The following is a 25472-nucleotide window of genomic DNA, read 5'->3' as shown; positions in this document are numbered from 1 at the left end:
TGCTTTGGTGATTTAGTGTAAATTGGCACCGACCAGGGTCAGGAACTCGCCCCGGGTCTCTGCCCGTTGAAACTCTCCTGTAAAGGCCGATGTAGTTGTAACAGAGTTTTGTTTCTGTACCCCTCTCATCATCATGCACATGTGCCGGGCTTCGATGACTACCGCCACCCCAAGCGGCTGCAAGGTATTCTGGATACAGTGCAAGATCTGGTCTGTGAGCCGCTCTTGTACCTGAAGGCGGCGGGCGAAAACATCAATGACCCTTGGGATTTTGCTCAGCCCGACAATTTGCCCGTTGGGTATGTAGGCTACGTGCGCTTTGCCAAAAAAGGGCAGCATGTGGTGCTCGCACATAGAGTACAGCTCTATGTCTTTGACCAATACCATCTCGCTGTAGTCTTCCCGGAACATGGCAGAAGTCAAGATTTCCTCTGCGTCCTGATGGTAGCCCTGGGTCAGGAATTGCATGGCTTTGGCGGCTCGCTCCGGGGTTTTGAGCAAGCCTTCCCGGCTGGGGTCTTCCCCCAAGCGGGCCAGCATTTGCCCGTAGAAACTGGTGAGCTCTTCTGTGGCCGCCCCGTCGTAGTTTTCTTGTTTGGTATAAGACATGTATGGAGTTTTGATCTCCTTGTTAACAAGCCAGCCCCTGCTTAGTTGGCGGGGCTGGGCTACTCCCCGTAATACTCTGCGAAGATATTCTCCGTTTCGTACAACTTGATGCAATGCAATTGGCACCCTTCGAGCAAGGGCTCGAGCTGCTGCCAAAACAAGATGACCAGGTTTTCTGTAGTAGGCTGCATGCCCTTAGGGATGAAGTCAACGTCCAGGTTGAGGTTGCAATGGTCCACCTTGTCCACAATAGAAGACTTGATGAGCTTGCTTAGCTGTTTGACATCTACGATAAAACCAGTGACGGGGTCAGGCTTGCCTTTGACCGTGACGAACAGGTCATAATTGTGCCCGTGCCAGTTTTTGTTAGAACACTTACCGAACATTTCGCGGTTGCGGTCGTCGCTCCAGGCGTCCACCCAGAGTTTGTGCGCTGCATTGAACCGCTCTCTTCTTGTCAGATAAACCATCTTGCGCTTTTCTATTTATTGGGTACTCCGGTGGCCAAAGCCCCGGCGATCCTAGCCTGCTCCATGCCCCGGAGATAGGGTTGCCATCTATCCATTTGGCCGCGCAAAAGTACGAATTGTTCATCAAATTCAGCCCTGTATTGGGCTTCAATATCTGTGCTGTTGCCACAGGAGCCCTAGTGCCTCAAACTATAAATCCTTGACACCCCAAGTTTCGTTATTTTCCGCCTACTCTTCGTTAAAGAACCGCTCCTTTAGCTCGGGCTAAAGTCGCGAACCTCCGCCTTGATTAGTCGGAAAATAACTTCAACTTAAGTATCAGAGACTTATGGCTTAAGGCACTAGCCTGTTCATTCACCCGCCTGCTCGAACAGCTTCGAAGCGAATACCTGCCCAGCCGATTGGACGACAGCTACGTAGGTGCCGGCAGGAAGGCCGCTAAGCCTAAACTCCTGCCCGCCCCCTTGCAGAGGGAAAGACCTGACCCCACGGCCGCCAATGTCATAAACATCACACCTCAGCAGGGCTGGCAGCTCGGCGGGCAATTCTACCCAAAGGGCTTGCCCTCGCTGTTGCAGCACAACCTGTATTTGAGGTGCAGCATCAATTGTGGGCGTAGTAGCCTCCCCTCCGAACCAATCCATGCCCCCGCCTTCGAGCACCCGGCTGTCAAAATCAAAGAATGTCGCATTCTCCTTATGAGAGCCTTGCCCCCAAGGCGTGGAGCAAGCAGTAGATACCCAAGCGGGCTCCCAGTAAAAAACCCCGCTCCCACCGTTGGCAGCAACCGCGTCTGACAGGTCTTCCAGCCACCGCCGCTGTGCATCAGGGCTGGCCGGGGCATAATCCGGGTGCGTATCCGTGAGGATATTGGAGGCGCCGTCTGCCCAGTCCATCGTCCAGGGATAGCCCGTTTCAAAAATCATCACCTCCTTTCCGGGATAATCTGCCACCAAGCTGGAAATGATGCTCCCCGTCTGCGCTATGGTGGTCGGCTGATGCCACTGCCAATAATACGACAGCCCGATGACCTCAAAGCCGGTAACGTCATTGGCGGCAAAGCCTTCCATCAGCCAGCCCACATTGGTCGGCCCGGCAATGTGGATAGCCTTGCGGATGTCTTGACCGGTTTCGGACTCCACATCGGAGACCGCTTGCAGCCCAGCCTGGAACAACGCGGCATTCCTTGGCCAGTCTAGTACCCAGCCCGCATCATTCTCCTCTTGCGTGAGCAGGATGCCCCGGTTGGTCTCATTGCCAACCTGCACCATCTCTGGCAGTGCGCCAGCCTCATGCATAGCCATAAGTGTGGTATAAATATGCTGGTATACAGAATCGGACAGGGCTGGCAGATCATGTACTACCGGCAGCCATGCGCCAGGCACCCATTGCCGGCCCGGGTCAGCCCAAAAGTCGGAAAGGTGGTAGTCCAGCAGAACGCCCATGCCTGCGCCCTTTGAGCGCTGAGCCGCTTCCAGCACATCTGTAAAATCACTGTAGCGCTGCCCTGAATTCAGGGTGTCGTACCAGGCAGGGGTATGCCACAAGCGGAGGCGCACCATATCACAGCCTGCTTGCGCAAACAACTCAAAGGGGTCCGCAGGGTTGCCTGCTGTATCCTTGAATAAGGCGCCGCAATCCTCCATTTCTTGTACGTAAGATAAATCGGCTCCACGGATGAAGGCGCTTTGGCCATTTAGGGCAGCAGCGAGCATCAAGACAGCGATTAAAGATAAGATTGTCCGGTTCAGCATGATCATTTTTTCAGGGGCCAGCTTGCAGCCTGTGGCCCTGTTCAGGCAAAAGGGATAAATAAGACAAAGTATGTTTTTGCAATCAAAGACAATGCATATGGACTTGCAAAGCAGGATAAAATTACATTACCTTTGCAGATATGAAAATTCTTTGGTCCATCTTCTTGTTCGCCTTAGTGGCTTTGCAGGCAGCTTACCTGCCAGCACTGTCCTTGTGGCTGCAATGGAACAAAGATTACGTCGCGGCTGAGCTCTGTGTCAACCGATTCGAGCCAGAGCTGATGTGCAGCGGCAGCTGCTATGTTCAAACGGTCACTGCCGATGCCATTGGGCAGGATGAGGGTACAACAGGGCAGGCTCCTGCTCCTGAAGAAAACCGTACGCTCCTCTCCCCTTTTTACCTCCTTCAACAGCCGGCCGAGGCCCCTGTTGCAGCCGCTGCCCGAGCTGTATTCCAGCCGGTTTGCCACATGCTTTCCCCTCAATGGCTTGGGCCGGGCATTTTCCACCCGCCAAGGCTTGCCTGATTTTCTCCCAGGAGCTTAGCGCCTATGTGCAGCGCACAGTACTGCCCGCCCAATAACTGCCCGGGCCACCGGGTTAAGAACCAAGGGGTAGTTTTCCCTGCCTGTACGCTATCAGCCATCCGATCTATTCGTACGGCTACGCCAGATTTTCTGCCTGTAGTTTCAAGCTGAAGCCCATTTGGCCAGACCGCTTGCCGCTAGCAGAGGGTTATCGAGGCCCATCAGCGCTGCTCCCTGTGCGCCCTGTTCCAATCTTGATTTCAGCCTGCTGTGCCAGCTTTTGGCAGCAGCTGTCCTGGGGCACGCCCCGGGGCGATAACCTGACAAATACCTATCCGGTATGAAGCGGTTGTTCCTGCTTTCTCTACTTTTTCTAGGCATCCTTGGGCACGGTAAAGCCTGCGACGCCTGCGGCTGTAGCATGTCGCCCGGTTATGCGGGGCTCCTGCCCCAGCTTGGAGGCCATTACATCGGTTTTTGGTGGCAGCACCAGCAGTACCGTACTTTCCCAGACCTCAGCTTCGAGCCCGGGGCAAGCCCGCAGACAGAGTACTTCAACAGCTTGGAAGTGCGTGGGCGATGGCAAGCAGGGCGAAAATGGCAGCTTACAGCCATACTGCCTTACGCCTACCACCTACGGCAAGAGGACGGTACCCCTAAAACGGTGTCCGGGCTGGGCGACCTCACACTTATGGCTCACTACGCGCTCTGGTCGAGCCCTGACAGCACCTATAGCCTATTCCGCCACCGGCTTTCGTTAGGCGCAGGGGCAAAGGCTCCAACGGGCAGATTTGAAACGCCGGGCCCCAACGAAGTGGCCAACCCCAACTTCCAGGTAGGCACCGGCAGCTGGGATGCCCTGGCCAACCTGAGCTATACCCTTCGGTACGAGCGCTGGGGGCTGAATGTGGATGCCACGGCCCGCTTCAATGGGGAAAGCTCCAGTACTTACCGTTTTGGCAACCGCTTCTCCGGCCTGGCTAGCGTTTTCACACTGAGGCAGCATGGGCGGTTACAGCTCATGCCCAATGCTGGCCTGATGTACGAAGCCGCTGAGCTGGACACCGAACGGGGGTATTTCCGTACGCAGACCGGAGGCCGGGCGTGGCTGGCCAATGCAGGGCTGGAAGCCTTTTTAGGCAACCTGAATCTGGGCATTGCCTGGAGCCTGCCGCTCCGGCAAGATTGGAACAACGGCCTGGTGGACGCCCGGCAACGGGCTGCCGTCCATTTCAACGTTTTTTTCTAACAGCCGGCCGCGGTATCAACCGCCTGGCTTAACCGACAGCATTTTCTTATGAAAAAATGGATTTGGGCACTTCCGATGGCAAGCCTCTTCCTGAGCAGCTGCAGCAGCCGGGATGCCCAACTCGATGTGGAAGCCCCCAACATCAAAATCATGTCCCCTGCGCCCAATAGCCTTTACCCGACCGGTACCGCGCTGCCCGTGGACGTCGTTTTTGACGAAAACCTGGGGCTTCATACTTACTTCATTTGGCTGGTCAGCCTAGAGGACAATATGCCGTACCTCGTAGACAAGCAGCACCTGCACACGCTCAACCTGGAAGTCAGCCTGGACTTCAGCCTAGATGGCATGGCCCCAGGCCCTTACGAGCTGTTGGTAGAAGCTGACGACCATGACAACAACAAGACAAAAGCAACGGTGCCTGTTCGGATTGAATAGGCTTGCATTGAACTATTTTAACGCAAAGGCAAAATGCCTTTGATCATCCTTTAAATGTTTATCAAAATGAAATTTTCAAGCTTTCGCACCCTCGCCCTGATTAGCCTGCTCGGTCTTGCCCTCACCGCTTGTGAAGAGGACAAAAACACCCCTTCCAATGAAGAAGGCGCCCTCAACATGATGTTCGAATATGCCGTTGACGGTATGCCATTTGATACGGCTACGGTTTACACCATTGGCGGCACTGCCGTCAAATTCAGTGTCGCCAACTTCTATGTAGGGGGCATTCAGTTTATGCCAGAAGAAGGCGACATGCTGGACGTAGCCGGCAAGTACCTACTCGTCACGCCCGAATCGGGCATGCAGGAAGTCGCTTCTGTCAAAACTGGGCACTACCACATGGCCCGCTTTTTTGTTGGGGTAGACTCCATCACCAACAGCCAAACCGAGGAAGACTTCACCAGCCGGGACGCTGCTGACCCCCTCGCGGTCCAATTCCCGGCTATGCACTGGAACTGGAACTCCGGCTACCGCTTCTTGCGCGTAGACGGCAAAGTAGATACCGATGGCGATGGCATGGTAGACGAGACCATGGCTTTCCACTTGGGCACCAACCCCATGCTCCAGAACCTGGAGTACACCGTGCACAAGGATGTGGAAACGGGCAGCAATATGCTCCACTTCGAGTTTGACCTGGCCCGCCTGTTCAACGGCATCGACCTGAGCACGGACTATGTGACCCACACTGGCAATAATCCGGAGCTTGCAGCTGCTGTCCGCGACAACATCAGCAGCGCCATAGCTGTGAAGCACTAAAAACACTAAGGGGCCGCCGCGGCGGCCCCTTAGTTTACACTAGTCAGTTTTACTCCGGGGCGGGCTTTGATGTGCCTGCTCCCGGAGCTTTTAACCTAAGCTGCTTACAGATGTTCATAAAAAAACTGGGCCTATCCCTCTTACTTGCTGTTGCCTTCCTCTCCTGTGAACCAGAGGCTTTTAGCCCTGAAGACACCACCCCTTTTGCGCTCAAGCTGCCGGAGGGGTTCCCTGCCCCGGCTATCCCGGAAGATAATGCACTGACAGAAGCCCGGGTAGCGCTCGGCAAACGGCTTTTTTATGACCCTGTGCTTTCCAGCGACTCCAGTATATCCTGCCAGAGCTGCCATCGCCAAGAGCTGGCTTTCGCCGATGACCGGCCCATCAGCCCGGGCGTACAAGGGCGGCTGGGCTTCCGGAACTCCCCCACCCTGGCCAACGTTGCTTACCTCAGCCGCATCAATAAGGACGGAGGCGTTACCAAACTCGATCTGCAGGCCATTGTCCCTATTGAGGACCATGCAGAAATGGATTTTTCCATCCTCCTCGCTGCCGAGCGCCTCAACGCGATGCCCACCTATGAAGCAGCTTTTGCGAAAGCCTATGGCGAGCATGCCAGCCCTTTTACCATCACCCGTGCGTTAGGGAGCTTTATGCGGACGATGATCAGCGGGCATAGCCGATACGACATCGCCCAACAAGGCGGGGCGCCCCTCTCTGCTGCTGAAGCCCGGGGCGAAATGCTATTTTTCAGCAGCCGCACACAATGTAGCACTTGCCACTCCGGTTTCAATTTCACACAAAACCAGTTCCTTAACAATGGGCTTTACCTGGAATATGAAGATGGGGGCCGCCACCGGGTGACGCTACAGGAAGAAGATATGGGCAAGTTCAGGGTGCCAACACTACGGAATATAAGCGTGACCGCGCCCTATATGCACGACGGCAGCCTAGCCGATTTGCGAGCTGTCGTCCAACATTACAATCAAGGCGGGAAAGGCCACGCCAACCAAGACCCTCGTGTTAAGCCCCTGGGGCTGTCTGAGCAAGAGCAAAGCGACCTCATTGCCTTTCTGCAAACCCTTACCGACACCGCATTCCTTACGGATGAGCAATTCCGCTAAGCCATCCCGCCAAACGGCTGTGCGAGCCTGAGCACTTCCCGGGCGCAGCCCCAACTGACCGTCACCCCTGCGCCGCCATGCCCATAGTTGTGGATAATGGGGGCTCCTGCCTCGGCCTCACAACGGATAGCGCTACGGCCTGGCCGCAGCCCAGCCAATGCCCGGTTGATACGGGGGGGCGGCCCATCAGCCTGTATGCGGCGGCAGCGGCTCAATATCTCTGCTGTATCTGCCGCAACAGGCGAGGTGTTGTAATCGCCATCATAGTCGGTCCCGCCCATGATCATATCATTGCTGCGGACGATGAGGTAGGCCAGGTGGCCCTTGTCCATAGAATCTACTGCTGAACGGGCTGACTTTGGCTTTTCCACGCTCAAAATCTGCCCCCGGATAGGATACACTCCTTCATCCCTGAAGAGCTCGCGGGAGCCAAGCCCTGAGCAATTGACCACCAAGCTGCACTCGTCCAGTAAAGCTCCGGCGGTACTCACTTCCTGTAGCTTGATCTGCCCGCCCCCAGCTTCCAAGCGGCGCTGCAGGTATGGCAGATAGACAGGAGACTCTGCCAGAGGGACTTGGGCGATATAGCCCATTTGGTAGCCTTCAGGCAATTCTGCCGGTGCGGCCGCGCGGACGGCCCCTTTAGGCAGCCCTTCCTTCCAGCTATGGTCGAGGCCTGGGCGGGTAAGGACAAGGAAATCCGTCATACTGACACCTGTGCCCGGCTCCCCGGCCAGGGCCTTAAGGGCATGGTAAGTCTCCGTGCTCCATGCATTGGCTTTTTCAAGCGGCTCTACAGCGTAAGGGAACCAAATGGCTGCTGCAACAGCAGAATTGGTCTGCCCAGGCAACGCTGCTGTCCGGATTTCCACCTGCCAGCCCGCTTCCTGCAACACAATGGCAGTAGTCAAGCCTGAAACGCCGGCTCCTATGACGATAGCCCTGTTCATTGCCCTGGAGGTTTCCCTTTGAACCAATCCACCCCCGGCGGGACCGGGTTGCCGGCAGCCCTCCGAAAAGCCGTCACCTGCCCTACGTGCCAGATGGCATCTGCCACGGGGCCATTGATGAGGTACCAAAAAGGCACCGATGATTTTGCGCCTGAGCGCTCAAATTGCATATCGTAGGCTGCCATGTCATCAGCTGCTGCGCTGAGCCAGGTATCACACGCCAATTCAAGGTTGCGCAAAGTCCGCTCGCGCATGGCCGGCAGCCCAAGCCGAACGGGCTCAGCGGGGCGGACATTAGGCTCCTGCCGGGCACTGTTGGCGACCATTTCCGAAAGGCTGAGGAGGTGCTCCAGGGTTTCACCGAGGGTACGCCCATCGGGGCTGGGGCGGTAGGCCAGGTCCGCTTCTGTCAGCCCCTCGGTAGCCCAATAGTACCTAAAACCGAGCCCCTCTACCATCCGTGCTGCCATGGCAGAAGCGTGATAATGCCCTGGCACTTTGGTAATATCAGAAAAGGGCAAACTATCTTTGGGCTCCATAGGCGGTCTGTCAATTTGGGCACCCAATGATAAGGCTGCCGATAAAAGAAGTAAAAAAGAGGTGCTTTTCCGTATCATTTGTATTGGGCTAAAAATCGATCAAATCCAACTCCTCCCCTTCCAAGGCAAAAAGCGCCCCGTTGATGATGGCGAAAGCAGGGGCTCCATCCCGCATTAGCAAAAGGGAAGGGTTGGTATAAAGCTCCACCCGATTGGCGGTGGCACGGCCAGCCTGCACCACCTCCACAGGCCAGCCGGCTGTAAGCGCAGGGTCCACTTTGCCTTCAACTTCGAATGTCGTATACCCTTGCCGCAGCCACTTCTTCAACCCGCTTTTGGGGAGGCTGCTAAGAGCAGGGAACACTTTGGGGTAAACCTTGCCCGGCCTGACCTGCAGCCCGGTGGCTTCCAGCTCCTGATAGCCATGGTAAGTAGATAAATCTCCTAAGTCAGTAATGCTTCCCCGATGATAGAAGGAGCGGTAATCGCCATATCCTACTTCCCGCTGCCGGAAGGCCAGGTCGATGGTATAGGTTTGGCCCTCATGCTCCCATGCCGCGCCACGGATGAGCAGATCGTGGAAAGCGCCCCCGTCGTTGAACGGGATGTCCTCGTAACCCGCCAATGGCCATTCCTCGTACCCGTCAGTAGCAATAGCCTGCATAGCGGTCAGCAATATGGTGAAGTGCAATTGCCGGAGGTACTGCTTCTCGCGGTCGCCCTTCAGCCCTCCGCTCTCGATAAGTATGGTGTTGGTGCCCCATTTCTGGATATTGTCCCCAAAAGCACGAGGCTCGAAAGTGTCATCATACCGCCCTACCTGATCTGGGATGTACCCCTGCAGCACTTCGTCCATCAAGACGATCAGCTGCATGGCATTGCCCCTGCCCTCATTAATATCTTTCTCTGGGTTGAAGGCTGGCGCCAAAAAAGAGACTGCGGCAGTTTTAGGTTGGCTGCCCGCTGCATAATAGCGGTTTTTATCGTGCAGGTTGAAGCCCCATGCCGCTTGCGTGCGCTCGCGCGCGGCTTTCAAAATCACCGATTCAGGGCTCTGAAGCCGTAGGGCATCGCGGTTGAGGTCTATCCCAAGGGCATTCCGACGGGCATATTTCGCTGCTCCATCGGGGTTCAGCATGGGGATAAAATGAAGGGTGAGCTCTTCTAAAAGCTGATCGCGGAGGCTGTCGAACCCATCGCCCGAGGCCTGGAAAAAGCGGAAAATATCCAACAGGGCCATCGTAGCCGTTGGCTCATCTCCATGCATTTGTGACCACAGCAACACCGGGGTCTCCCCCTTGCCTATGGCAACTTCATAAATGGCCCGGCCTTCTACAGACTCTCCAATGGGCTTTACCCGGAAAGGTGCCGGCAGAGAAGCGATGATAGGCTCAATGTCTTCGTGCTTAAAACGGCGGTCTTGGATGGCAGCCTCCCGGTAAGCGGGGTAGGCTTCGTGCAGCGCAGCCGCCACTTCAGGTGCAGGCGGGCGGGGGGCAGGAGCGGGCTGTGCAGGCTCCTCAACGGGCACAGCAGCCGGCTCGCAGCTGCTTATGCATAACAATAGGCTCAGGAAGGCAACAAGAGTTCTCATGGTCAAATAGATTGGCTGATAGCATTGATGCGCCGGGGGGCATTACAGGTCTGAAGTAGCTCATGTCAACCACTACACTGGCCCGATGCATCAAGATCTGATGGCTGAATATACATACATCTGCTAACTTATTGGCCAGGCCAGCGCGCGCACCGGGGAGGCGTAAACCAAAATGTCGCGGGCGTTTATGCTTTTCAGACTTTAGGCTGGCATTGGCCTAGCGCTGCGGAGGGGTGGCCGAAGGCCAGACCCGACGCCTGTAGGGCGAGGGGCCGAGCGGACAGCGAGCCCCGTAGCATAGCGGCACCTGCCCGTTGGGCAGGGGCAGGCCCCTATCCTTGCGGAGGGGGCAGGCTCCAAAAAAACGACAATCTGGCTTGTGCCCCTCCGAGGATAATCTTTGCCACGAACGAACATCTGCGCAAAACCGCCCGTTTTATCGGTGTACCTGATACATCAAACTTGTGATTTTGACATCCCGTACTCTTAGGGTGTCATCTTTCAAATTACCGGAGTAAAAAGGAGAGCTGCTAATTGTGTGCTCAGGGCGCTATGCCCGCATCCTTCAACTCCACAAACCAAAACACAACATTTTATGAAAACCAATGCCATCTGGAGCTTGCTCCTCGTATTTGCCGTATCCCTCGCTTTCACTGCTTGCAACAACGGCAGCAACACCATGGAGGATGCCAAAGAGGACCTGGAAAATGCCGGGAACGACGTTGCTGACGCCTTCCGTTCTGATAAAGAGGAGCTGAAAGTTGAAATCGAGCGGGCCAAGGAAGATATCAAAGAAAAGATGAACGAATTGGAAGGCCAAATGGCCGATGCGAGCGAAGAGGCCAAAGCTGAGCTGCAGGAAGAAATGGATCAGCTTAAAGCATTTAGCCAAGACCTGGACAAGCAGATGAAAGCGCTCGGGCAGCAGGCCAAGGAAGGCTGGCAGGGCTTCAAATCTGATGTCAGCAGCACACTGAAGGAAATCGGCAACAAGATTGATGGCTAACCTTCGAGCCCTAGTGCCTTAAGTCATCAATCTCTGATGCTTAAGTTGGAGTTGTTTTCCGGCTAATCAAGGCGAAGGTTCGCGGCTTTAGCCCGAGCTAAAGGAGCGGTTCTTTAACGAAGAGGAGGCGGAAAAGAACAAAACTTGGGGTGTCAAGGGTTTATGGATTGAGGCACTAGGGCGCTAAAATCTAAAGCCGGGCTTGCAGCATGCTGTAAGCCCGGCTTTATTCTGTTTTACAAACCGTAACGCGGTGCCAGCTCACTTTTGAGGCATGAGCCAGCATCAGCGCTGGCTCAATTGCTCACAAAATAGTAGAGGTAACTGCATTCGCGCACCGCCTGCTTGTAGAAATCCGTTGTTGCGTACTGGGCCGTAAGCTTCTCAAAATAGCTCCGGTGCCCGTCCCGGGCAATTTCCTGCAGGTAGTCTTCATAATAGCCTTCGCTCTCTGGCCAAGTAGAGATCTCCCACTTCCCCCACCAATACTCATCTGCTGGCTGATTGGCCGCCCGCTGCAAGATATAGTTGTTCTGCTCAGCCTTTGCGGCCATAAAGCAAGCTTTGGCGCCTAACTCCAAATCCGGGGCAGCCTCCATAGCCGCCTGATAAAAACCTAAGGCCACCGAACAGTCCGTAAAGCCGTCAAAAGAAGACCCACTGCGGTAGTAATTCATGACATAATAAGCCGGGCCGAAATACGTCATGTTGTAGTAGGCATTGCCCAATAGGTAATAATCCGTAGCACTGCCCGTCTGCATGGCGATTTCATAAATTTCCGCCAGCTTGCGCACAAACTCATTGCGGGTCTGCCGGGCATTGGTGTTGCTGCCACAGTGCACACAATCGTTCAGGCTGCTGTTGAAAGGGTTGTGGGCGAGCGGGAAGTCAAAAGACGCAGGCAGGGCCTCAAAAATCGCTGACGCTTCGGCCAAGCGGGCAGGGTCTCTCATCAGCACGCGGGCTTTGGCCTCCAGTACTGCCCCCCTGATCTCCCCCATAGCCGTAGCCCGGTCCACTTTGAAGGTGTACCAAGGGGAGGCATTGCCTACAAAATGCTTGAGCGCAAGCAGTTCGAGCAGGGTGAAATCATCTGCCTCCACCCGTGCCAACAAATCCTCTATCTGGCTCAGCTCTGGGCTGATGCGGTAAGTACTGAACTCCTCCCGCCTCAGCATCCGGGCCAGCAGCGCATCCCCGTCTGCTTCCTTGCGCGCCGCCAGCAAATCAAGGATAAACTCCTGATTGTTGCGGTCGGTGTAGAGCTGTGTGCGTTCGTCTTCAAATATTTCGACCACCTGCTCGGCCATCAGGTTTTCTTGGGCTACTGTCAGAGGCTCCTCCGCCTGCAACAGTTGTATCGCCAGCAGCACTTCTGCCTGTATGCGGTAAAAAGGCTTTTCCAGCCCCTTGGCCCTTTCCAGTGTCAGGGCCGCATTGTCCAATTGCCCCGACAAAAATTCCAGATAGCCCTTGGCCACCAGCCAAAAGCCATCGCCCGGGTTGTTGATCAGGGCCGTATTCGCAAATTTCAACAGCTCTCCTACATACTCATCGTAGTCTGCATTCTTCAGCAAGCTCTCCCCTGCCTTGGCCTTAGCCATCAGGTCTTGTATGGGCTGTTCCGAATAGTATTCCAGGTTGTCGCTCTCCAGCTTATTGATCTCCCTCGACATGACAATCTTCAGCCATTCGTGGTTGCCCACCAGGCTAAAAATTGCGCGCATATCCTCCAGCGCCAGCACCCCATCCTTGGTGCCCCGGATGAAGTGGAGCAATGCTTTGTCCTCCTTTTTTTTGCAACGCTTATAGGTCGCATCCCAGTCCGCGGCTGTGCCAATATTGAGGCTGTAGTAAGCACTGTGCCTACGGCTCGGGGCATCCCGGAACACCTTCAGGAAATGGTAGTAGCCGGCTCCGTTCTGGCCATCCTGCAGCAGCAGGCCAGCGTAGTGGTCCATTGCCCAATACCCGATCAGCCCCAGCTTGTCCTGGGTTGCAAAGTGGCGCTCGTAGGCGGCCCGCGCCAGGTCGGGCTGCCCGCTGTACCGGTAGGCTTTGATCAGCTGAAACGCATATCGGTCTTTGAGCTCGCCCACTTTTTCCCTTTTCATCGCTTCTTGTATCCGGCCGATCAGCAGCTGCGCTTCCTGCTGCGGCATGCGCTCCTGGCCGCCATAGCCCCAGCTATCCACTGGCCGGTCTGCCAGGCGCTCCATCTCCAAGGCCAGCAACAAATAGCGCTTCACTGCCTCAGCCTTTGCCCCTCCGGCACCCCCTTTGTACAAGTGCTCCCGCACCAGGTCGGCCCGCTCTATATCGTACAGCCCCTCAGGGTAAGTGTTGTAAAGGATACGCTCCAGCACCGGCGCTTCTACCTGCTGCCCAATGAGGGCTTTCCAAGCTTCCAGATTGGCCCGCTTGTAGTCCGGCTCAGACCAGATGCTGTAGTAGCCATCTGTGGTATAAAACGCAGGGCTGTACTCCTCCCCGAAAATCCATTCCGGCACGAAGAGGTTGAAATAGTGAAAAGAATAATCGGCTGGCCCACAGGCCAATGCCCCCCACGCGCTACTGAGCACCAGCAAGCTGCTCAGCCAGGTGTTGCGCCAGGCCCGGCGGATACCCGCCCAAGGCTTTTTCATCGAGGTGGTAAAAGATGAGTTGTTCACTTTGGTTTTGGATTTTGCTGAGCTGACGGACCGCCTCTTCCAGAGCCGCTAAGCTAGCCGACTCACAGCGCAGCCGGTCGCCAGCATTGAGGTAATGATAGCCAAAGTACGTATTTTGCCCCACCTGATATTGCCCTTCCTTCAATTTTTCAACCCCGGCCAGCGTATCTAGCGCCGCACATTCAGCCTGATTGAGGATAAACTTCAGCTCGCCCAGCCGATAGGCCAGTACCCAAGAGAACACCGGCAGGGCATAGTCCAACGGCAAAGCATAGCCCTGCCCTGCCTGCAGATAGCGCGCGCCCGTACGATTGTTCAGTATGCTGTTGGGCTCCTCCAGGCTGCTGATATCCCCCATATTATAGTACATCAGCACCCCGCGGTCGGCCGGTGGCACCCCTGCCTGCTCAGGGTAGCGCAACTGATGCAAACGGATGGTCACCGAAAGTGCGGCCCCGCCCAGCAGGCGCCTGACCTCCTCCAAAAAAGCAAAATAGGGCAGGCGCGTCGCCCCGCTCCAGTCACAATCAAATTGGTATTCCGTTGGCGCTGCCCCATTGGCCTCATTGGCCTCAGACAAAAAACGCGCTACCTGCCCTGCAAGCACCCGGGGGTTTGCCCCCTCCAGAAAAGTCCGGTTCGTGATGAACACCGTCGGCACTATCTCAAATGCCCGCCAGGCGTCCCCCCTGAATTCTACAGGCGCCTTGGGCACAGCCTGCCCTCCCTCCCAGTCTACATCCATATACTTCACATACAAGCGCCTAACGCCCTCGCCGTTCAGCCGCTCCACTTCGCCCGCTGATAGATCTACCACCGACTTCCAGTGGTAATACGCCACCTGTGGGGGCACCCCCCCTCCTTTTTGGCAAGCAGCCAATGCCAGCAGGCACCATAACAAGCCCAGTCCCCTTAAATTGATCTGCATACTTTTTTCTCCATCTATGGAAGTGAATGACTATACCCAAAACTGCAAAGGACAACCTGCCCTTTCCCCACTTTTGTGCCCCCCGTGCAAAGGATGAGGGCGCGCCCCGTAAACCGGGGCCACTACGCTGCGCAGCTCGCAAGCCTGCTCGGCCCCGCTTCATCAGCGGGTCTGGCCCCAAGGGCCACTGCTCCGCATCATTCGCGCAGCCCACGTACATAAGCCTGCCCAAACGCCCTGCATGCGGCTATGACCGGCATAGCCAGGCGCCCTTTTTCCGTAAGGCGGTACTCTACCCGGGGCGGCACTTCCCCAAAGTTCTTCCGGTGCACCAGCCCGCTGTCCACCATCACCTTCAGCTCCTGTATCAACATCTTTTCGCTGATGTCGGGTATGCGGGCTTTAAGGGCAGAAAGCCGGGCAGGGCTCTGCTCCAGCTGGTACAATATCAATAGCTTCCATTTTCCGCCCAATAGCTCGAGCGCTGTCCTTACAGGGCAGCGGGCAGTGACGGGCACTGGTGGTTTATCCATACTTACAAAAAGGTTAGTACTGCTAAAATAGGCCTGTACTGCAAACCTACCTAATTTTATGCACACTAGAAGAGAAAATCAATTTTCAACCCTTTTAAAATCCACGCTTATGACCATCGCACTATTCGGCGGCAGCGGGCAGACCGGCCGGCAGTTCCTTCGCAAAGCGCTCGAAGCCGGGCATACCGTTCAAGCGCTCGCCCGTACCCCTTCTAAAATACCCCATCCGCAGCAAGGGCTCACCATCCTTCAAGGCGATGTGCTCAAGGCCGCTGAGGTGCGGCAGGCCATCAAGGGGGCAGACATCGTGGTCAGCCTTTTCGGACAGGTCAAGGGGTCGCCGCCACACCTGCAAACACAAGGCACCCGCCATATCGTCCAAGCTATGCAACAGGAAGGCCTACAGCGCATCATTTCCCTTTCCGGCGGAGGCCTGCCTTACCCAGAAAAAGACCAGCCCAAGCTAGCGGACAAACTGATCCGCAGCATTATGAAACTGGCTGTGCCCAGCCTCCTCCAAGACGCGGCGGGGCACCATCAGGTGCTGAAGCAAAGCGGGCTCAATTGGACCATCGTACGCGCGCCCCGCCTGACCAATAAGCCGGAGCGCGGGCAGTACCGCGTGGGGTGGGTAGGCGTGAATGCCAGCACCAAAATCGGACGGGCAGACTTGGCCGCCTTCATCCTCAGAGAGGTGGAATCCCCTGCATTCGGCCGGCAAATGCCTTTCGTGAGCTACTGATGCCCCTAGAGGCTATCCCAAAAGGACAAAGCATGCTCCAATACTTGCATTGGGGCCTCCACTTGCGGATAGTGCCCAATGCCCGGCAGCTCTACCACATCGGCTTCGGGCACCAGCTCCCGGTAGCGCTGCGCCATCAATGCCCCAGATATAGGGTCAGCCAAGCCTACTATGAACCGCGCCAAAACCGGAGCTTCTGCCAGCGCCCCAACCCACCGGGCACGGTGCTCCTGCCGCTCCGGCATATACCTCAGGAGCAGATGTAGCACCCTAGCCCCTCCTTGGTGCTGTATCAAGGACCACCAGTCCGACAGCTCGCCTGCCCCCGGCTGTGTGCCCGGCCCAAATATGGCCCGGAAATTGCGCTGCAGTGCCCGCGGCCCAAGCAACCCGGACACATAAGGGCCTAATGGCCCCAACAACAGCTTTTGGACAGGCCTCGGCTGATGCACCTCTGGGAACAGCCCCCCATTCAGCAGGACAACAGACTGTACCCTCAAGGGGCCCGCTCTTTCTGCATCCCTGGCCAATAGCTCCTGAGCCACCGTATCCCCATAATCATGTGCCAGGATGTGGTATTCGCTCACTCCAAGGTGCTCCAAAAGCGCCTCTGCCATATCCGCCTGCCCTGCTATGGTATACTCGTGGGCCAACGGCTTATCGCTATACCCCAACCCTAAAAAATCAGGGGCCAAAAGGCTGAAACGCTCCGACAAATGCCCCCACAGCTTATGCCAGTCCCAGGATGCGGTGGGGAAGCCATGCAGCAACAACAATACCTCCCCCGATCGATGCTCCCGCATTTGGTAAAACACCTGCCCTGCAGCCGTTTCCATAAAGTAGCCCTGCCTGCGCCATTCGTTAAGGGTCCATACCATGCTTTACAGATTTTAGAAGCGTATGCATATTAGCTATTTGCAGCCAAATTATGCAGATGGGCTGCATTTTTTTGCGTTCCGTACATACACAAAGGGGGCGCCGCCTCCACAGCAGCGCCCCCTTGCCGGCCAGCCCGATAAGGCGCCGGGGCATTTGAGGTTGAGCATCTGCCCCTCCCTTATGGTTTAGGGCATCACCACGCTGTCGATAACGTGGATGACCCCGTTAGAGGCCATGAGGTCGGTTTGGGACACCTTAGACGTATTGCCCTGTGCATCCTTGAGGTAGACCGCGCCGTCCATGGCCATAGCCTGGAGTTTTCCACCATTTACAGTGGTGACCGTTGCGGTGCCACCGCCTGCTTTGATCGCCGCCAGGACTTTCTCAGCGGTCAGTTTCCCGGGCACTACGTGATAGGTCAGCACCGCCGACAGTTTGGCTTTGTTTTCGGGCTTGAGCAAGTAGGCTACCGTGCCTTCTGGCAAAGCTTCAAAGGCCGCATTCGTAGGCGCAAATACGGTGAACGGCCCCTCTCCCTGAAGGGTTTCCACTAAGCCTGCTGCTTTCACCGCTGCAACAAGGGTGGTGTGGGCTTTTGAGGACATCGCTACGCCTACGATATCAGGCTGTGAGCTGGCCAGGCGGGCTTTCGCCCCACTGCACTGCGCCAGCAGAGGCGCAGCAAAATAGGCCATCAGGAGAAGGGCTCCGGATAGGACAAACAACTTTTTCATAGCTTCATTTCAGTTTTGAATTAAAAAATAGCCAGGTGACCCCCTGCCAAGGCGGCAGGTTTTGCCCGAGCAAGGGCGTACGCCCTCAAGATTGCCGGGCACCGAAGCTTACGAAACAGGAAGAAGGATGGATTTCGGGGTTGTCATTTTTTTTCACGGAACTGCACAATCGCCCGGGCCATCCCCTTGAAAACGAAGAAGTGGAAAGGCAGTACCGCCATCCAATACAAGCGCCCTAGCAAGCCCGATGGGCGGAAAGTCGCCCGTTGTATCAGCATTTCCCCTTTGCGGATCCGGAATTCCAGCCAAGCCTCTCCCGGCAGTTTCATCTCGGCATACAACAAGAGCCGCTGCTGCTGTTCATCAGCAACCAAAACCCGCCAAAAATCGAGGGCATCGCCCGGGTGGAGGCGATCGGGGTGGGTACGGCCCCTGCGCAGCCCAATCCCCCCGGCCAGCTTATCGAGATAGCCCCGCAAGCGCCAGAGGGCATTGCCGTAGTACCAGCCCCTTTCCCCCCCAATGCGGATGATATTGGACCATACCGCTTCTGCAGAAGCCCCCCCAAGGGCTTCCTGCTGTTCGTCCACAAAACAGCCATAAGTAGGCACTTCGATATAGCGGTTGAGGGTGGCCTGCCGCGAGCTGGATACCAAGGAGTCTTTCCAACTGCTGACGACCATATTCTGCTGGATTTTGTCAAAAGCCAAAGCTACAGCCTGCTCGTAGGGGGTGAACGTAAGGCCCAGGTCCTGCCCCAGGGTATTGGGCCGGCAGATGACGTCAACTTTCATGCTGTTGACCAAGTTGACAGCCAGCTCGTAAGTGGTAGAAGTCACAAAATAGAGCCAGTAGGAAGACAAGCGGGGGGTCATGACCGGCGCGATAAACACCGACCGTTTCAGCCCCCTGGCCCGGGCATACCCAAGCAGCATCTGCCGGTAAGTCAGGACTTCCGGGCCTCCTATATCCAGGTTCTCCCCAAAGTAAGCCGGCTTCATCAGCACCCCGGTGAGGATGGCGATGACGTCGCGTATGGCAATGGGCTGGCAGCGGGTAGACAGCCAGCGAGGGGCGACCATGACCGGCAATTTTTCCACCAGGTCTCTGATGATCTCGAACGAAGCACTCCCCGAGCCGATGATGATGCCCGCCCGCAGTGCAGTAAGCGGGACCGGCCCCTCGTCAAGTATGCGCTCTACCTGCAGCCTCGACTCCAAATGGCTAGACAGCTCTTCGCTGTTCACGATCCCTGTCAGGTAGATGACCTGCATGCAGGAAGTATGGGAAACATATTGAGAAAAGTTGCGTGCGGCCCGCTCTTCCAGGGCAGAAAAATCATCAATAGCTGCCGACAAAGAATGGATAAGGTAATAGGCTGCGTCAAATTCTTTTGGCGCATTCGCGTGGGCCACAGGCTTCAGAAAATCGACTTCAAAAACCGAGGCCTGGGCTTCCCAGCCTTCCGGCACTTCGAAGCTCAGGGCGCTGCGCACGCAACAGATGACTTCATGCCCTGCCTCGAGCAGGACAGGCAACAAGCGCCGGCCAATATACCCCGTAGCACCGGTAAGCAAAATACGCATAATGAAAAGCGTTGGTACAGTTGTTAAGTAGACTTGATACATCAGGGGCCCGTTTTGCCCTGAAACAGGGCAGGCCAATGCACTGTCCGGCCCCTGGCCCATACAAGATAACCCCTCAAACGGAAACCGCCCAACTCAATAAGTTTGAAATCCGGCATAGCCCAAAAGCAAAGCCGTGCCCCCTAGGATAGCGGGCACGGCTTTGCAGCATTTTTGGCCAAAGGGCGGCTTGTCCCCTGCTCAGCGCATGCTACTCAAAATCAGACAGAAAATCCACCGCTTTCTGGTAGACATTTTCTGGGGTATAGCCCAGCTTTTCATCCAAGACATTGAAAGGCGCAGAATGCCCGAAGTGGCTCAGCCCAATGACCTCTCCCAAAGGCCCCACCAAGCCCCGGAGGGTGACCGGCAAGCCAGCGGTCAGGCCGAATGTCGGGATGTCAAAGGGCAGTACATCCATCTGATAATCTTCGGGCTGATTGCGGAAAACCCCTTCGGATGGGGCAGAGACTACCCGCACACGCAGTTTTTTGCGCTGCCGCAGCAAAGCCGCGCCCTCTACCAGCGTAGCCACCTCAGAGCCATTGGCTACCAGGATGAGGTCTGGCTCTCCGCCTGTTTCTTTTTCTACGATATAAGCGCCTTTAGCAGCAGCCTGCGCAGCTTCGTACCGGCTGCCCTTTGCTGGCAGGCTGGCAATATCCTGGCGCGATAAAATGAGGCCGCTCGGCCCATGTGCATTCTCCAGGGCCATGCGCCAAGCTACCGTAGTCTCATCTGCGTCTGCCGGGCGCAGTGCCAGGAAGCTGTTGCGCCCAGAGTGGTTCTTCAGCTGCTCCATCAGGCGGATCTGAGCTTCCTGCTCCACCGGCTGATGTGTCGGGCCATCTTCCCCTACCCGGAAGGCGTCGTGTGTCCAGATAAAGATGACCGGCTGCTCCATCAGCCCAGCCAGGCGGATGGCCGGCTTCATATAATCAGAGAAAACGAAGAAGGTGGCACAAACAGGGATGACCCCGCCGTGGAGCGCCATACCTACAGATAGGGCTGCCATCGTCAGCTCAGATACTCCTGCTTGCAGGAAGGCCCCGGTAAAATCCCCTTTGGCAAAAGCCGTTGTTTTGGCCAAGAAGCTATTGGTCTTATCGCTATTGGACAAATCCGCTGAAGCGACGATCATATTCTCCACATGATCTGCCAGATAGGCCAATACCATGCCTGATGCATTGCGGGTAGCCGAGCCTGCCTTCTGTGGTATGCCTGCCCAGTCAATATCTGGCAGTTCGCGGGAAAGGAATCGCTGCAGCTTTGCATCCTGCTCGGGGTTTTCTGCCTTCCAGGCCTCGTAGGCCGCACGGCGCTCTTGCGCCAGCTGCTTGCGCTCGGCCTTTACTTCCTCGTAGTAAGCAGCGACCTCCGGGAATACCGCGAAGGGGGCATCAGGGTCTCCGCCCAGGTTCTTCACGGTAGCGCTAAAAGAAGCACCGGCCTTGCTGAGCGGCTGCCCATGCGTTTCCACTTCACGCTCGAAAGATTCCCCCGACTCGGTAAGCGCCCCTTTGCCCATCACGGTCTTGCCGATAATGAGAGAAGGGCGGCCGGTTTCAGCAATAGCTGCATCTAATGCACTGCGGATAGCATCGTGGTTGTTGCCTTCTATGGTCTGCACATGCCAGCCCCAGGCTTCGTATTTTTTTGCCGTATCCTCATCCATGACTTCGGAGACCTCCGTAGAAAGCTGAATGTCATTGGCATCGTAAAACATGGTCACCTGGCCTAGCCCAAGAAAACCCGCGATACGGCCTGCGCCCTGCGCGATCTCTTCCTGAATGCCCCCGTCAGAAATGTAAAGGAAAGTGCGGTGGGCCAGCCACTCCCCAAAACGGGCGGCCAGGAAGCGCTCTGCAATAGCTGCCCCGACACCGAAGGTATGCCCTTGCCCAAGAGGGCCTGATGTGTTTTCTACCCCCCGGGCTACGTCTACTTCCGGATGACCAGGCGTGGGGCTGCCCCACTGCCGGAAATGCTGCAAGTCTTCTGTGCTATAATTCCCCAACAGGTGCAGCTGACTGTACAACATAGGTGACATGTGGCCCGGGTCCATAAAAAAGCGGTCCCGGAAAGGCCAGCTGTTGTCCGAAGGGTCGAACACCATATATTCAGAAAAAAGGATGTGGATAAAATCTGCACCGCCCATTGCCCCGCCAGGGTGGCCGGACTTGGCCTGCTCCACCATAGCCGCGGAAAGGATGCGGATGTTATCTGCTGCCCGTTGAGAAACCTTGGATTCTGCCATTTTTGCTAGGTTATCGTTTTTTGATTGCCAGGTTGTGCCGCAGCAATGCCTGCGGCAGTATCGTCGCCCGAAGATAATTAAAGTCCGACCGACCATAGCGGGCACCGTGCGCTTTTTCTGCTTTTTTCCGGCTATCCGCAATAATCAGGATGATTTGAAACAAAAAAAATCAAAATTCTTGTTTTATAAATTTTTTGTTTTTAAAATTGTAGCCACTAAAACAATTTGTAATGGTCAAGTTAATGGCTTTCGAAGATTTCCAGACTGTGCCGGTAGTCATGCAACGAGATATGACCCCCTACCTGCAGGTGGAAGCGTCTGATGGGAAAAGCTTCCCCCTGCCCGGAGAGGAATACCACTTTATCCGGCTCGACCTGAGCAGAGCGCTGATCCGCCACCCGGCCCAGACTTTCTTTGTGCAGATTTGTGCCGACAACCTGGCCGAAGCAGGCTACCTTCCCGGCAGCATCGCAGTAGTGGACCGGGAGGTGAGCCCCCGCAACCGCGATGTGGCCCTTGTTTTCCTTGAAGGCGAGTTCCTCCTGAAGCGGTTGTTCCTCAAAGAAGAGGAGGTCATCCTTGAGGACAATGAAGGCGTTTTGGCTGTCGAGCCGGATATGGGCTTCAATATTTGGGGCGTTGTCAAGGATGTATTGGAGGGTTGATGCTTTATGCTGTGCTGCCTGTGCCTGTCTTGCCCGGCCCAGCCCATTTGGGAGGGGCGCAACCGGGCTTTGGCCCAACCCATTGACCAGCAGCTTTAGGCAGAACGGAGCACGATGCCGGTATTTGGCTGTGCCCCATAGCCGAACAAGCCGAGAGGCCGCCGGTAGAGGGACAGGGCCTTCGGCGAGGGGGCTTGCCCTCACGCTACAGTGCCCGAGGCTACTTTACCTCCTGACGGTTTTCCGCCTCTGCCGCCGGCGAGGGGGCATCGTCTTCTCGCTTCTTCCGGTAGAGCGAGAAAAGGACTCCTCCTGCCAGGGACCCAAAAATAACCAACAAAGAGAGCCATTCCGGGATGTGGACCTGATGCACGAGCAGCATCTTCACCCCAACGTAGGCGAGGATAAAGACCAAAGCCTGCTGTAGGTATTTGAACTTGTCAATGACAGAAGCCAGCACAAAGTAAAGGGAGCGCAAACCGAGGATGGCAAAAATATTGGAAGTAAAAACCAGGAAGGGGTCTGTAGTGATGGCGAAAATAGCCGGGATGCTGTCAAAGGCGAACATAATGTCTGTGGTCTCTACCACAAGGAGCGCGATAAAGAGCGGGGTAGCCGCCAAAATATGCTTGCGGCGCACAAAGAAACGGTCGCCTTCGAAGTCTTTGGTCACAGGGAACAAGCGGCTCACGTATTTGATGACAGGGTTCTGATTGGGGTGCACCCCTTCGTGGGAGGCCCACATTTTGTAGGCGGAGTACAGCAGGAACAGCCCAAACACATAGGTCAGCCAGGCGAACTTTTTGATAAGCACCACGCCCAGGAAAATCATAATGCCCCTAAAGGCCAATGCCCCCAATATGCCCCAGAATAACACCCGGTGCTGATACTTGGGAGGGACTTTGAAGTAGGTGAATATCATGGCAATGACAAATATATTGTCCATGCTTAGAGACTGCTCGACCAGATAGCCGGTCAGGTATTTGAGCGCCGCCTCTTTTGGCAAAAGCCCATCTTCATTGGCCACCCAGGCATTCGCGTAAGCATAGTATACAAAAACGCCGAACAGCAAGGCTAAGGAAACCCAAAGGGTAGTCCAGCCCGTAGCCTCTTTGGCCGAAATGGCATGCGGGTTGCGGTTGAAAACGCCGAGGTCCAGCGCTAACAGAAAGAAAACCAAGGCCATGAATCCTATCCAAATACTCATAAGCTAAATTATAAAACAGGTCATTTTTGACGCCTTCAGGCAAAACCACTAATGCGGCTAGACCGAATTATTTGATCGTATTTCCACGCTTAAGCCTTTTCTGGCACGTGGCCTTTAGTGGTCAAAAAATTACAGCTCAATCCACTGGCCAGAAAGGGCCAATTTGCCATTAGGACCATGCCTTGTGGCAAAAAGTAACTTTTATGCAGATGGGGATTGCCTGACGGCATGATTTTTCCGACGAACGGGCAGTGGGGCGAACGCAAGTACAACCGATTAAACAGCCGTCCTCTCCAAAAGTTATCGGGCGCAAGCCCAAAGGCCGCAGGATTTAGCTTTACAGGCTTGATGGCATTGGCCTAGCGCTGCGGAGGGGTGGGAAGCCCGATAGGGCCGAGCGAAGAGCGAGCCCCGCAGCATAGCGGCACCTGCTGCAAGGCAGGGGCAGGCCCCATACAGAATGTTAATGGCCAGTTAACACTAAGCTGGGCGCCCTCTGCTATTTTTGCAGGCAAAAAGTGAACCGCCTCATCCTCTTTTCAGTCTGTTCTGCAGTATTGCTCACCGTTTGGAGCTGTGGCCGCCGCCCGCCAAAGGGGCCAAGCCACAGTCCGGATGGCGAAGCCCTTGCGCGCATCCACTGCCAAGCGTGCCATGCCTTCCCGGAGCCTGCTTCCTTGCCGAAAGCGGCTTGGGAGGAGTACGTGCTGCCGCGCATGGGCTATTTCCTGGGCCTATACGAAGGGGGCACGATCACCCGCCAAGCCCTGCTCGAGGCCGGCCCGGGCGGGGCTAAGGTTGCCCAGGCAAAGGTATTCCCAGAGGCCCCACTGATAGACACTGCCTCTTGGCAGAAGATAAAGGCCTACTACCTTAGGCATGCACCGGAAGACTTTGGCCCGCCCCAGCTGCTGCCGCTAGATGACACCCGGGTTTTTCAAGCCCGCTTCCCCAACTACGCGCTCTCACCGCCCAGTACTACCCTCGTAAAAGCCGCCCCCGGTGGCATTTATGTAGGAGATGCCCATACCCAATCCTTATATCTGTTCGACGCCAAGCTGAGGCTTCAGCAGCGCGCCAAGGTCAGAGAAGGGGCAGTAAGCCTCCACCTGAGCGAGGGCAAAGCGATGGCCACAGTCATGGGCTCCTTCTCCCCAACCGATGCCCCTACCGGCTTTATGCTCGAGCTCCCCTTAAATGGAGCCCAGCCGCCACGCATAAGGATAGATAGCTTGCAGCGGCCTGTGCACGCTTCCTTTGCCGACCTCAATGGGGACGGGCTCGAAGATATTGTTGTGGCTGAATTTGCCAAATGGACTGGCCGGCTCGCGTGGTGGGAAGCCCAGGCCAACGGCACCTTCCGCCCACATACCCTGCGGGCATCGCCTGGAGCGATCAAGACTGCCATTGAAGATTTCAACGGAGATGGGCAGCCCGATATCCTTGCGCTCTTTGGGCAGGGGGACGAAGGCTTTGACCTCTACCTCAACCAAGGCCAAGGCAACTTTTCCCGACAGCAGGCCCTTAGGCTGCCTCCATCTTTTGGCTCAAGCTCCTTCCAATTGATGGACTACGACTCAGACGGCCAGCACGATATCATTTACACTGCCGGGGATAATGCAGATTATCCCCCGGTATTGAAGCCATACCACGGTATCTACATTTTCCGCAATACCGGGCAGGGCCATTTCGAGCAAGCCGAATTTTGGCCATTGCACGGCGCATATGCCGCACTGCCAGCCGACTATGACCTCGATGGGGACATAGACATTGCGGCCATCTCCTTTTTCCCAGATTTCGAGCGCCAGCCAGAAGCCAGCTTCGTCTTTTTTGAGAACCTGGGGGGATGGGAGATGAAGGCTTCTACCTTCCCTCAGTCTACCTTAGGCCGGTGGATAGTGATGGACAAGGCCGACATCGACCAAGATGGGGACGAGGACCTCCTGCTGGGGTCTCTTGCGTTTGAAGTCCTGCCCAGCCGGGGAGAAGCCGAAAAGTGGACAGCACAAGGCATACCCTTTGTGCTGCTGGAAAATCAGACCCGCTAAGGCAATAGGGAGCACGGCCCAAAATTAAGCCCACCAATCCTTTACTATACTGCCCAAATTGGGCTACATTCGCTGAAAGGCCAAAGCCTCGGCAGCATTGGGCATGGTA

General features: G+C 55.9%; 23 protein-coding genes. 9 read left to right on the top strand and 14 right to left on the bottom strand.

The annotated features are described in order from the left end of the window. Window positions 1-12: 12 nt before the first annotated feature. From folE to FRY97_RS13335, 3 genes are all read right to left on the bottom strand, one after another. A complete protein-coding gene (gene folE / locus FRY97_RS13345) occupies window positions 13-609 on the bottom strand; it encodes a GTP cyclohydrolase I FolE (protein WP_147168045.1) in 597 nt (198 codons plus the stop codon). 59 nt (window positions 610-668) lie between these two features. After that, on the bottom strand, window positions 669-1079 hold the full coding sequence (locus FRY97_RS13340; protein ID WP_147168044.1) for a 6-pyruvoyl trahydropterin synthase family protein: 411 nt from the start codon (window positions 1077-1079) through the stop codon (window positions 669-671). Window positions 1080-1429: 350 nt separating this feature from the next. Further along, window positions 1430-2833: a glycosyl hydrolase 53 family protein gene (locus tag FRY97_RS13335; protein WP_170254637.1), complete on the bottom strand. Its 1404-nt coding sequence runs from the start codon at window positions 2831-2833 to the stop codon at window positions 1430-1432. Window positions 2834-2973: 140 nt separating this feature from the next. Here FRY97_RS13335 and FRY97_RS13330 point away from each other — a divergent pair, with 140 nt between their 5' ends. From FRY97_RS13330 to FRY97_RS13310, 5 genes are all read left to right on the top strand, one after another. Next, window positions 2974-3360 carry a hypothetical protein gene (locus tag FRY97_RS13330; protein ID WP_147168042.1) on the top strand — a complete coding sequence of 129 codons (387 nt, stop codon included), beginning with the start codon at window positions 2974-2976 and terminating at the stop codon, window positions 3358-3360. 340 nt (window positions 3361-3700) lie between these two features. Beyond that, entirely contained in the window at window positions 3701-4609 is a 909-nt protein-coding gene (locus FRY97_RS13325) for a transporter (protein WP_147168041.1), read from the top strand. 48 nt (window positions 4610-4657) lie between these two features. After that, complete coding sequence (locus FRY97_RS13320; RefSeq protein WP_147168040.1) at window positions 4658-5044, top strand: hypothetical protein; 387 nt, start codon at window positions 4658-4660, stop codon at window positions 5042-5044. Between the two features lie 66 nt (window positions 5045-5110). Beyond that, window positions 5111-5860, top strand: coding sequence for an MbnP family protein (locus FRY97_RS13315; protein WP_147168039.1), 750 nt, complete (start codon window positions 5111-5113; stop codon window positions 5858-5860). Window positions 5861-5970: 110 nt separating this feature from the next. Next, complete coding sequence (locus FRY97_RS13310; protein ID WP_147168038.1) at window positions 5971-6984, top strand: cytochrome-c peroxidase; 1014 nt, start codon at window positions 5971-5973, stop codon at window positions 6982-6984. On the opposite strand, the gene FRY97_RS13305 is transcribed toward FRY97_RS13310, so the two are convergent. From FRY97_RS13305 to FRY97_RS13295, 3 genes are all read right to left on the bottom strand, one after another. After that, the gene (locus tag FRY97_RS13305) at window positions 6981-7934 is read right to left on the bottom strand and encodes an FAD-dependent oxidoreductase (RefSeq protein ID WP_147168037.1); all 954 of its coding nucleotides are present in this window, start codon (window positions 7932-7934) and stop codon (window positions 6981-6983) included. The two genes, FRY97_RS13310 and FRY97_RS13305, sit on opposite strands and share 4 nt — an antisense overlap. Then, window positions 7931-8473, bottom strand: a complete 543-nt coding sequence (locus FRY97_RS13300) for a DinB family protein (RefSeq protein ID WP_170254636.1) — start codon at window positions 8471-8473, stop codon at window positions 7931-7933. Before FRY97_RS13300 ends, FRY97_RS13305 begins: the two co-directional genes overlap by 4 nt. An 88-nt stretch (window positions 8474-8561) precedes the next feature. Then, window positions 8562-10067: a M14 family zinc carboxypeptidase gene (locus FRY97_RS13295; protein WP_147168035.1), complete on the bottom strand. Its 1506-nt coding sequence runs from the start codon at window positions 10065-10067 to the stop codon at window positions 8562-8564. Window positions 10068-10662: 595 nt separating this feature from the next. Here FRY97_RS13295 and FRY97_RS13290 point away from each other — a divergent pair. After that, entirely contained in the window at window positions 10663-11073 is a 411-nt protein-coding gene (locus FRY97_RS13290) for a hypothetical protein (protein ID WP_147168034.1), read from the top strand. Between the two features lie 296 nt (window positions 11074-11369). Here FRY97_RS13290 and FRY97_RS13285 read toward each other — a convergent pair whose 3' ends face one another. The 3 genes from FRY97_RS13285 to FRY97_RS13275 all read right to left on the bottom strand — a co-directional run bounded on the left by FRY97_RS13285 (window position 11370) and on the right by FRY97_RS13275 (window position 15206). After that, window positions 11370-13745, bottom strand: coding sequence for a hypothetical protein (locus FRY97_RS13285; protein ID WP_147168033.1), 2376 nt, complete (start codon window positions 13743-13745; stop codon window positions 11370-11372). Then, window positions 13645-14673, bottom strand: coding sequence for a hypothetical protein (locus FRY97_RS13280; protein ID WP_147168032.1), 1029 nt, complete (start codon window positions 14671-14673; stop codon window positions 13645-13647). The genes FRY97_RS13285 and FRY97_RS13280 overlap by 101 nt, the downstream gene beginning before the upstream one ends. A gap of 197 nt (window positions 14674-14870) precedes the next feature. After that, the gene (locus FRY97_RS13275) at window positions 14871-15206 is read right to left on the bottom strand and encodes a winged helix-turn-helix transcriptional regulator (RefSeq protein WP_147168031.1); all 336 of its coding nucleotides are present in this window, start codon (window positions 15204-15206) and stop codon (window positions 14871-14873) included. Window positions 15207-15315: 109 nt separating this feature from the next. Between FRY97_RS13275 and FRY97_RS13270 the strand changes: the two genes are divergently transcribed. Further along, window positions 15316-15948 carry an NAD(P)-dependent oxidoreductase gene (locus tag FRY97_RS13270; RefSeq protein WP_147168030.1) on the top strand — a complete coding sequence of 211 codons (633 nt, stop codon included), beginning with the start codon at window positions 15316-15318 and terminating at the stop codon, window positions 15946-15948. Window positions 15949-15953: 5 nt separating this feature from the next. Here FRY97_RS13270 and FRY97_RS13265 read toward each other — a convergent pair whose 3' ends face one another. From FRY97_RS13265 to FRY97_RS13250, 4 genes are all read right to left on the bottom strand, one after another. After that, window positions 15954-16826, bottom strand: coding sequence for an alpha/beta fold hydrolase (locus FRY97_RS13265; RefSeq protein WP_147168029.1), 873 nt, complete (start codon window positions 16824-16826; stop codon window positions 15954-15956). Window positions 16827-17012: 186 nt separating this feature from the next. Next, complete coding sequence (locus FRY97_RS13260; RefSeq protein ID WP_147168028.1) at window positions 17013-17561, bottom strand: fasciclin domain-containing protein; 549 nt, start codon at window positions 17559-17561, stop codon at window positions 17013-17015. Window positions 17562-17704: 143 nt separating this feature from the next. After that, window positions 17705-19147, bottom strand: a complete 1443-nt coding sequence (locus FRY97_RS13255; protein ID WP_147168027.1) for an SDR family oxidoreductase — start codon at window positions 19145-19147, stop codon at window positions 17705-17707. Window positions 19148-19397: 250 nt separating this feature from the next. Then, the gene (locus FRY97_RS13250) at window positions 19398-21443 is read right to left on the bottom strand and encodes a transketolase family protein (protein WP_147168026.1); all 2046 of its coding nucleotides are present in this window, start codon (window positions 21441-21443) and stop codon (window positions 19398-19400) included. Window positions 21444-21673: 230 nt separating this feature from the next. Between FRY97_RS13250 and FRY97_RS13245 the strand changes: the two genes are divergently transcribed. Beyond that, window positions 21674-22108, top strand: coding sequence for a LexA family protein (locus FRY97_RS13245; RefSeq protein WP_147168025.1), 435 nt, complete (start codon window positions 21674-21676; stop codon window positions 22106-22108). Between the two features lie 220 nt (window positions 22109-22328). Here FRY97_RS13245 and FRY97_RS13240 read toward each other — a convergent pair whose 3' ends face one another. Further along, entirely contained in the window at window positions 22329-23315 is a 987-nt protein-coding gene (locus tag FRY97_RS13240) for a TerC family protein (protein ID WP_147168024.1), read from the bottom strand. Between the two features lie 518 nt (window positions 23316-23833). On the opposite strand from FRY97_RS13240, the gene FRY97_RS13235 reads away from it, so the two are divergent. Then, window positions 23834-25363 carry an FG-GAP repeat domain-containing protein gene (locus tag FRY97_RS13235; RefSeq protein ID WP_147168023.1) on the top strand — a complete coding sequence of 510 codons (1530 nt, stop codon included), beginning with the start codon at window positions 23834-23836 and terminating at the stop codon, window positions 25361-25363. Window positions 25364-25472 lie beyond the last annotated feature (109 nt).

This window comes from Phaeodactylibacter luteus (genome assembly GCF_007993045.1).
GTDB classification, from domain to species: domain Bacteria; phylum Bacteroidota; class Bacteroidia; order Chitinophagales; family Saprospiraceae; genus Phaeodactylibacter; species Phaeodactylibacter luteus.
This window is presented reverse-complemented; position numbering and strand designations above follow the sequence as displayed.

Excerpts from the sequence above, each read along its gene's own strand:
- folE (WP_147168045.1), bottom strand. The coding sequence starts at position 609 with ATGTCTTATACCAAACAAGAAAACTACGACGGGGCGGCCACAGAAGAG.
- FRY97_RS13340 (WP_147168044.1), bottom strand. The coding sequence starts at position 1,079 with ATGGTTTATCTGACAAGAAGAGAGCGGTTCAATGCAGCGCACAAACTC.
- FRY97_RS13335 (WP_170254637.1), bottom strand. The coding sequence starts at position 2,833 with ATGCTGAACCGGACAATCTTATCTTTAATCGCTGTCTTGATGCTCGCT.
- FRY97_RS13330 (WP_147168042.1), top strand. The coding sequence starts at position 2,974 with ATGAAAATTCTTTGGTCCATCTTCTTGTTCGCCTTAGTGGCTTTGCAG.
- FRY97_RS13325 (WP_147168041.1), top strand. The coding sequence starts at position 3,701 with ATGAAGCGGTTGTTCCTGCTTTCTCTACTTTTTCTAGGCATCCTTGGG.
- FRY97_RS13320 (WP_147168040.1), top strand. The coding sequence starts at position 4,658 with ATGAAAAAATGGATTTGGGCACTTCCGATGGCAAGCCTCTTCCTGAGC.
- FRY97_RS13315 (WP_147168039.1), top strand. The coding sequence starts at position 5,111 with ATGAAATTTTCAAGCTTTCGCACCCTCGCCCTGATTAGCCTGCTCGGT.
- FRY97_RS13310 (WP_147168038.1), top strand. The coding sequence starts at position 5,971 with ATGTTCATAAAAAAACTGGGCCTATCCCTCTTACTTGCTGTTGCCTTC.
- FRY97_RS13305 (WP_147168037.1), bottom strand. The coding sequence starts at position 7,934 with ATGAACAGGGCTATCGTCATAGGAGCCGGCGTTTCAGGCTTGACTACT.
- FRY97_RS13300 (WP_170254636.1), bottom strand. The coding sequence starts at position 8,473 with ATGGAGCCCAAAGATAGTTTGCCCTTTTCTGATATTACCAAAGTGCCA.
- FRY97_RS13295 (WP_147168035.1), bottom strand. The coding sequence starts at position 10,067 with ATGAGAACTCTTGTTGCCTTCCTGAGCCTATTGTTATGCATAAGCAGC.
- FRY97_RS13290 (WP_147168034.1), top strand. The coding sequence starts at position 10,663 with ATGAAAACCAATGCCATCTGGAGCTTGCTCCTCGTATTTGCCGTATCC.
- FRY97_RS13280 (WP_147168032.1), bottom strand. The coding sequence starts at position 14,673 with ATGCAGATCAATTTAAGGGGACTGGGCTTGTTATGGTGCCTGCTGGCA.
- FRY97_RS13275 (WP_147168031.1), bottom strand. The coding sequence starts at position 15,206 with ATGGATAAACCACCAGTGCCCGTCACTGCCCGCTGCCCTGTAAGGACA.
- FRY97_RS13270 (WP_147168030.1), top strand. The coding sequence starts at position 15,316 with ATGACCATCGCACTATTCGGCGGCAGCGGGCAGACCGGCCGGCAGTTC.
- FRY97_RS13265 (WP_147168029.1), bottom strand. The coding sequence starts at position 16,826 with ATGGTATGGACCCTTAACGAATGGCGCAGGCAGGGCTACTTTATGGAA.
- FRY97_RS13260 (WP_147168028.1), bottom strand. The coding sequence starts at position 17,561 with ATGAAAAAGTTGTTTGTCCTATCCGGAGCCCTTCTCCTGATGGCCTAT.
- FRY97_RS13255 (WP_147168027.1), bottom strand. The coding sequence starts at position 19,147 with ATGCGTATTTTGCTTACCGGTGCTACGGGGTATATTGGCCGGCGCTTG.
- FRY97_RS13250 (WP_147168026.1), bottom strand. The coding sequence starts at position 21,443 with ATGGCAGAATCCAAGGTTTCTCAACGGGCAGCAGATAACATCCGCATC.
- FRY97_RS13245 (WP_147168025.1), top strand. The coding sequence starts at position 21,674 with ATGGTCAAGTTAATGGCTTTCGAAGATTTCCAGACTGTGCCGGTAGTC.
- FRY97_RS13240 (WP_147168024.1), bottom strand. The coding sequence starts at position 23,315 with ATGAGTATTTGGATAGGATTCATGGCCTTGGTTTTCTTTCTGTTAGCG.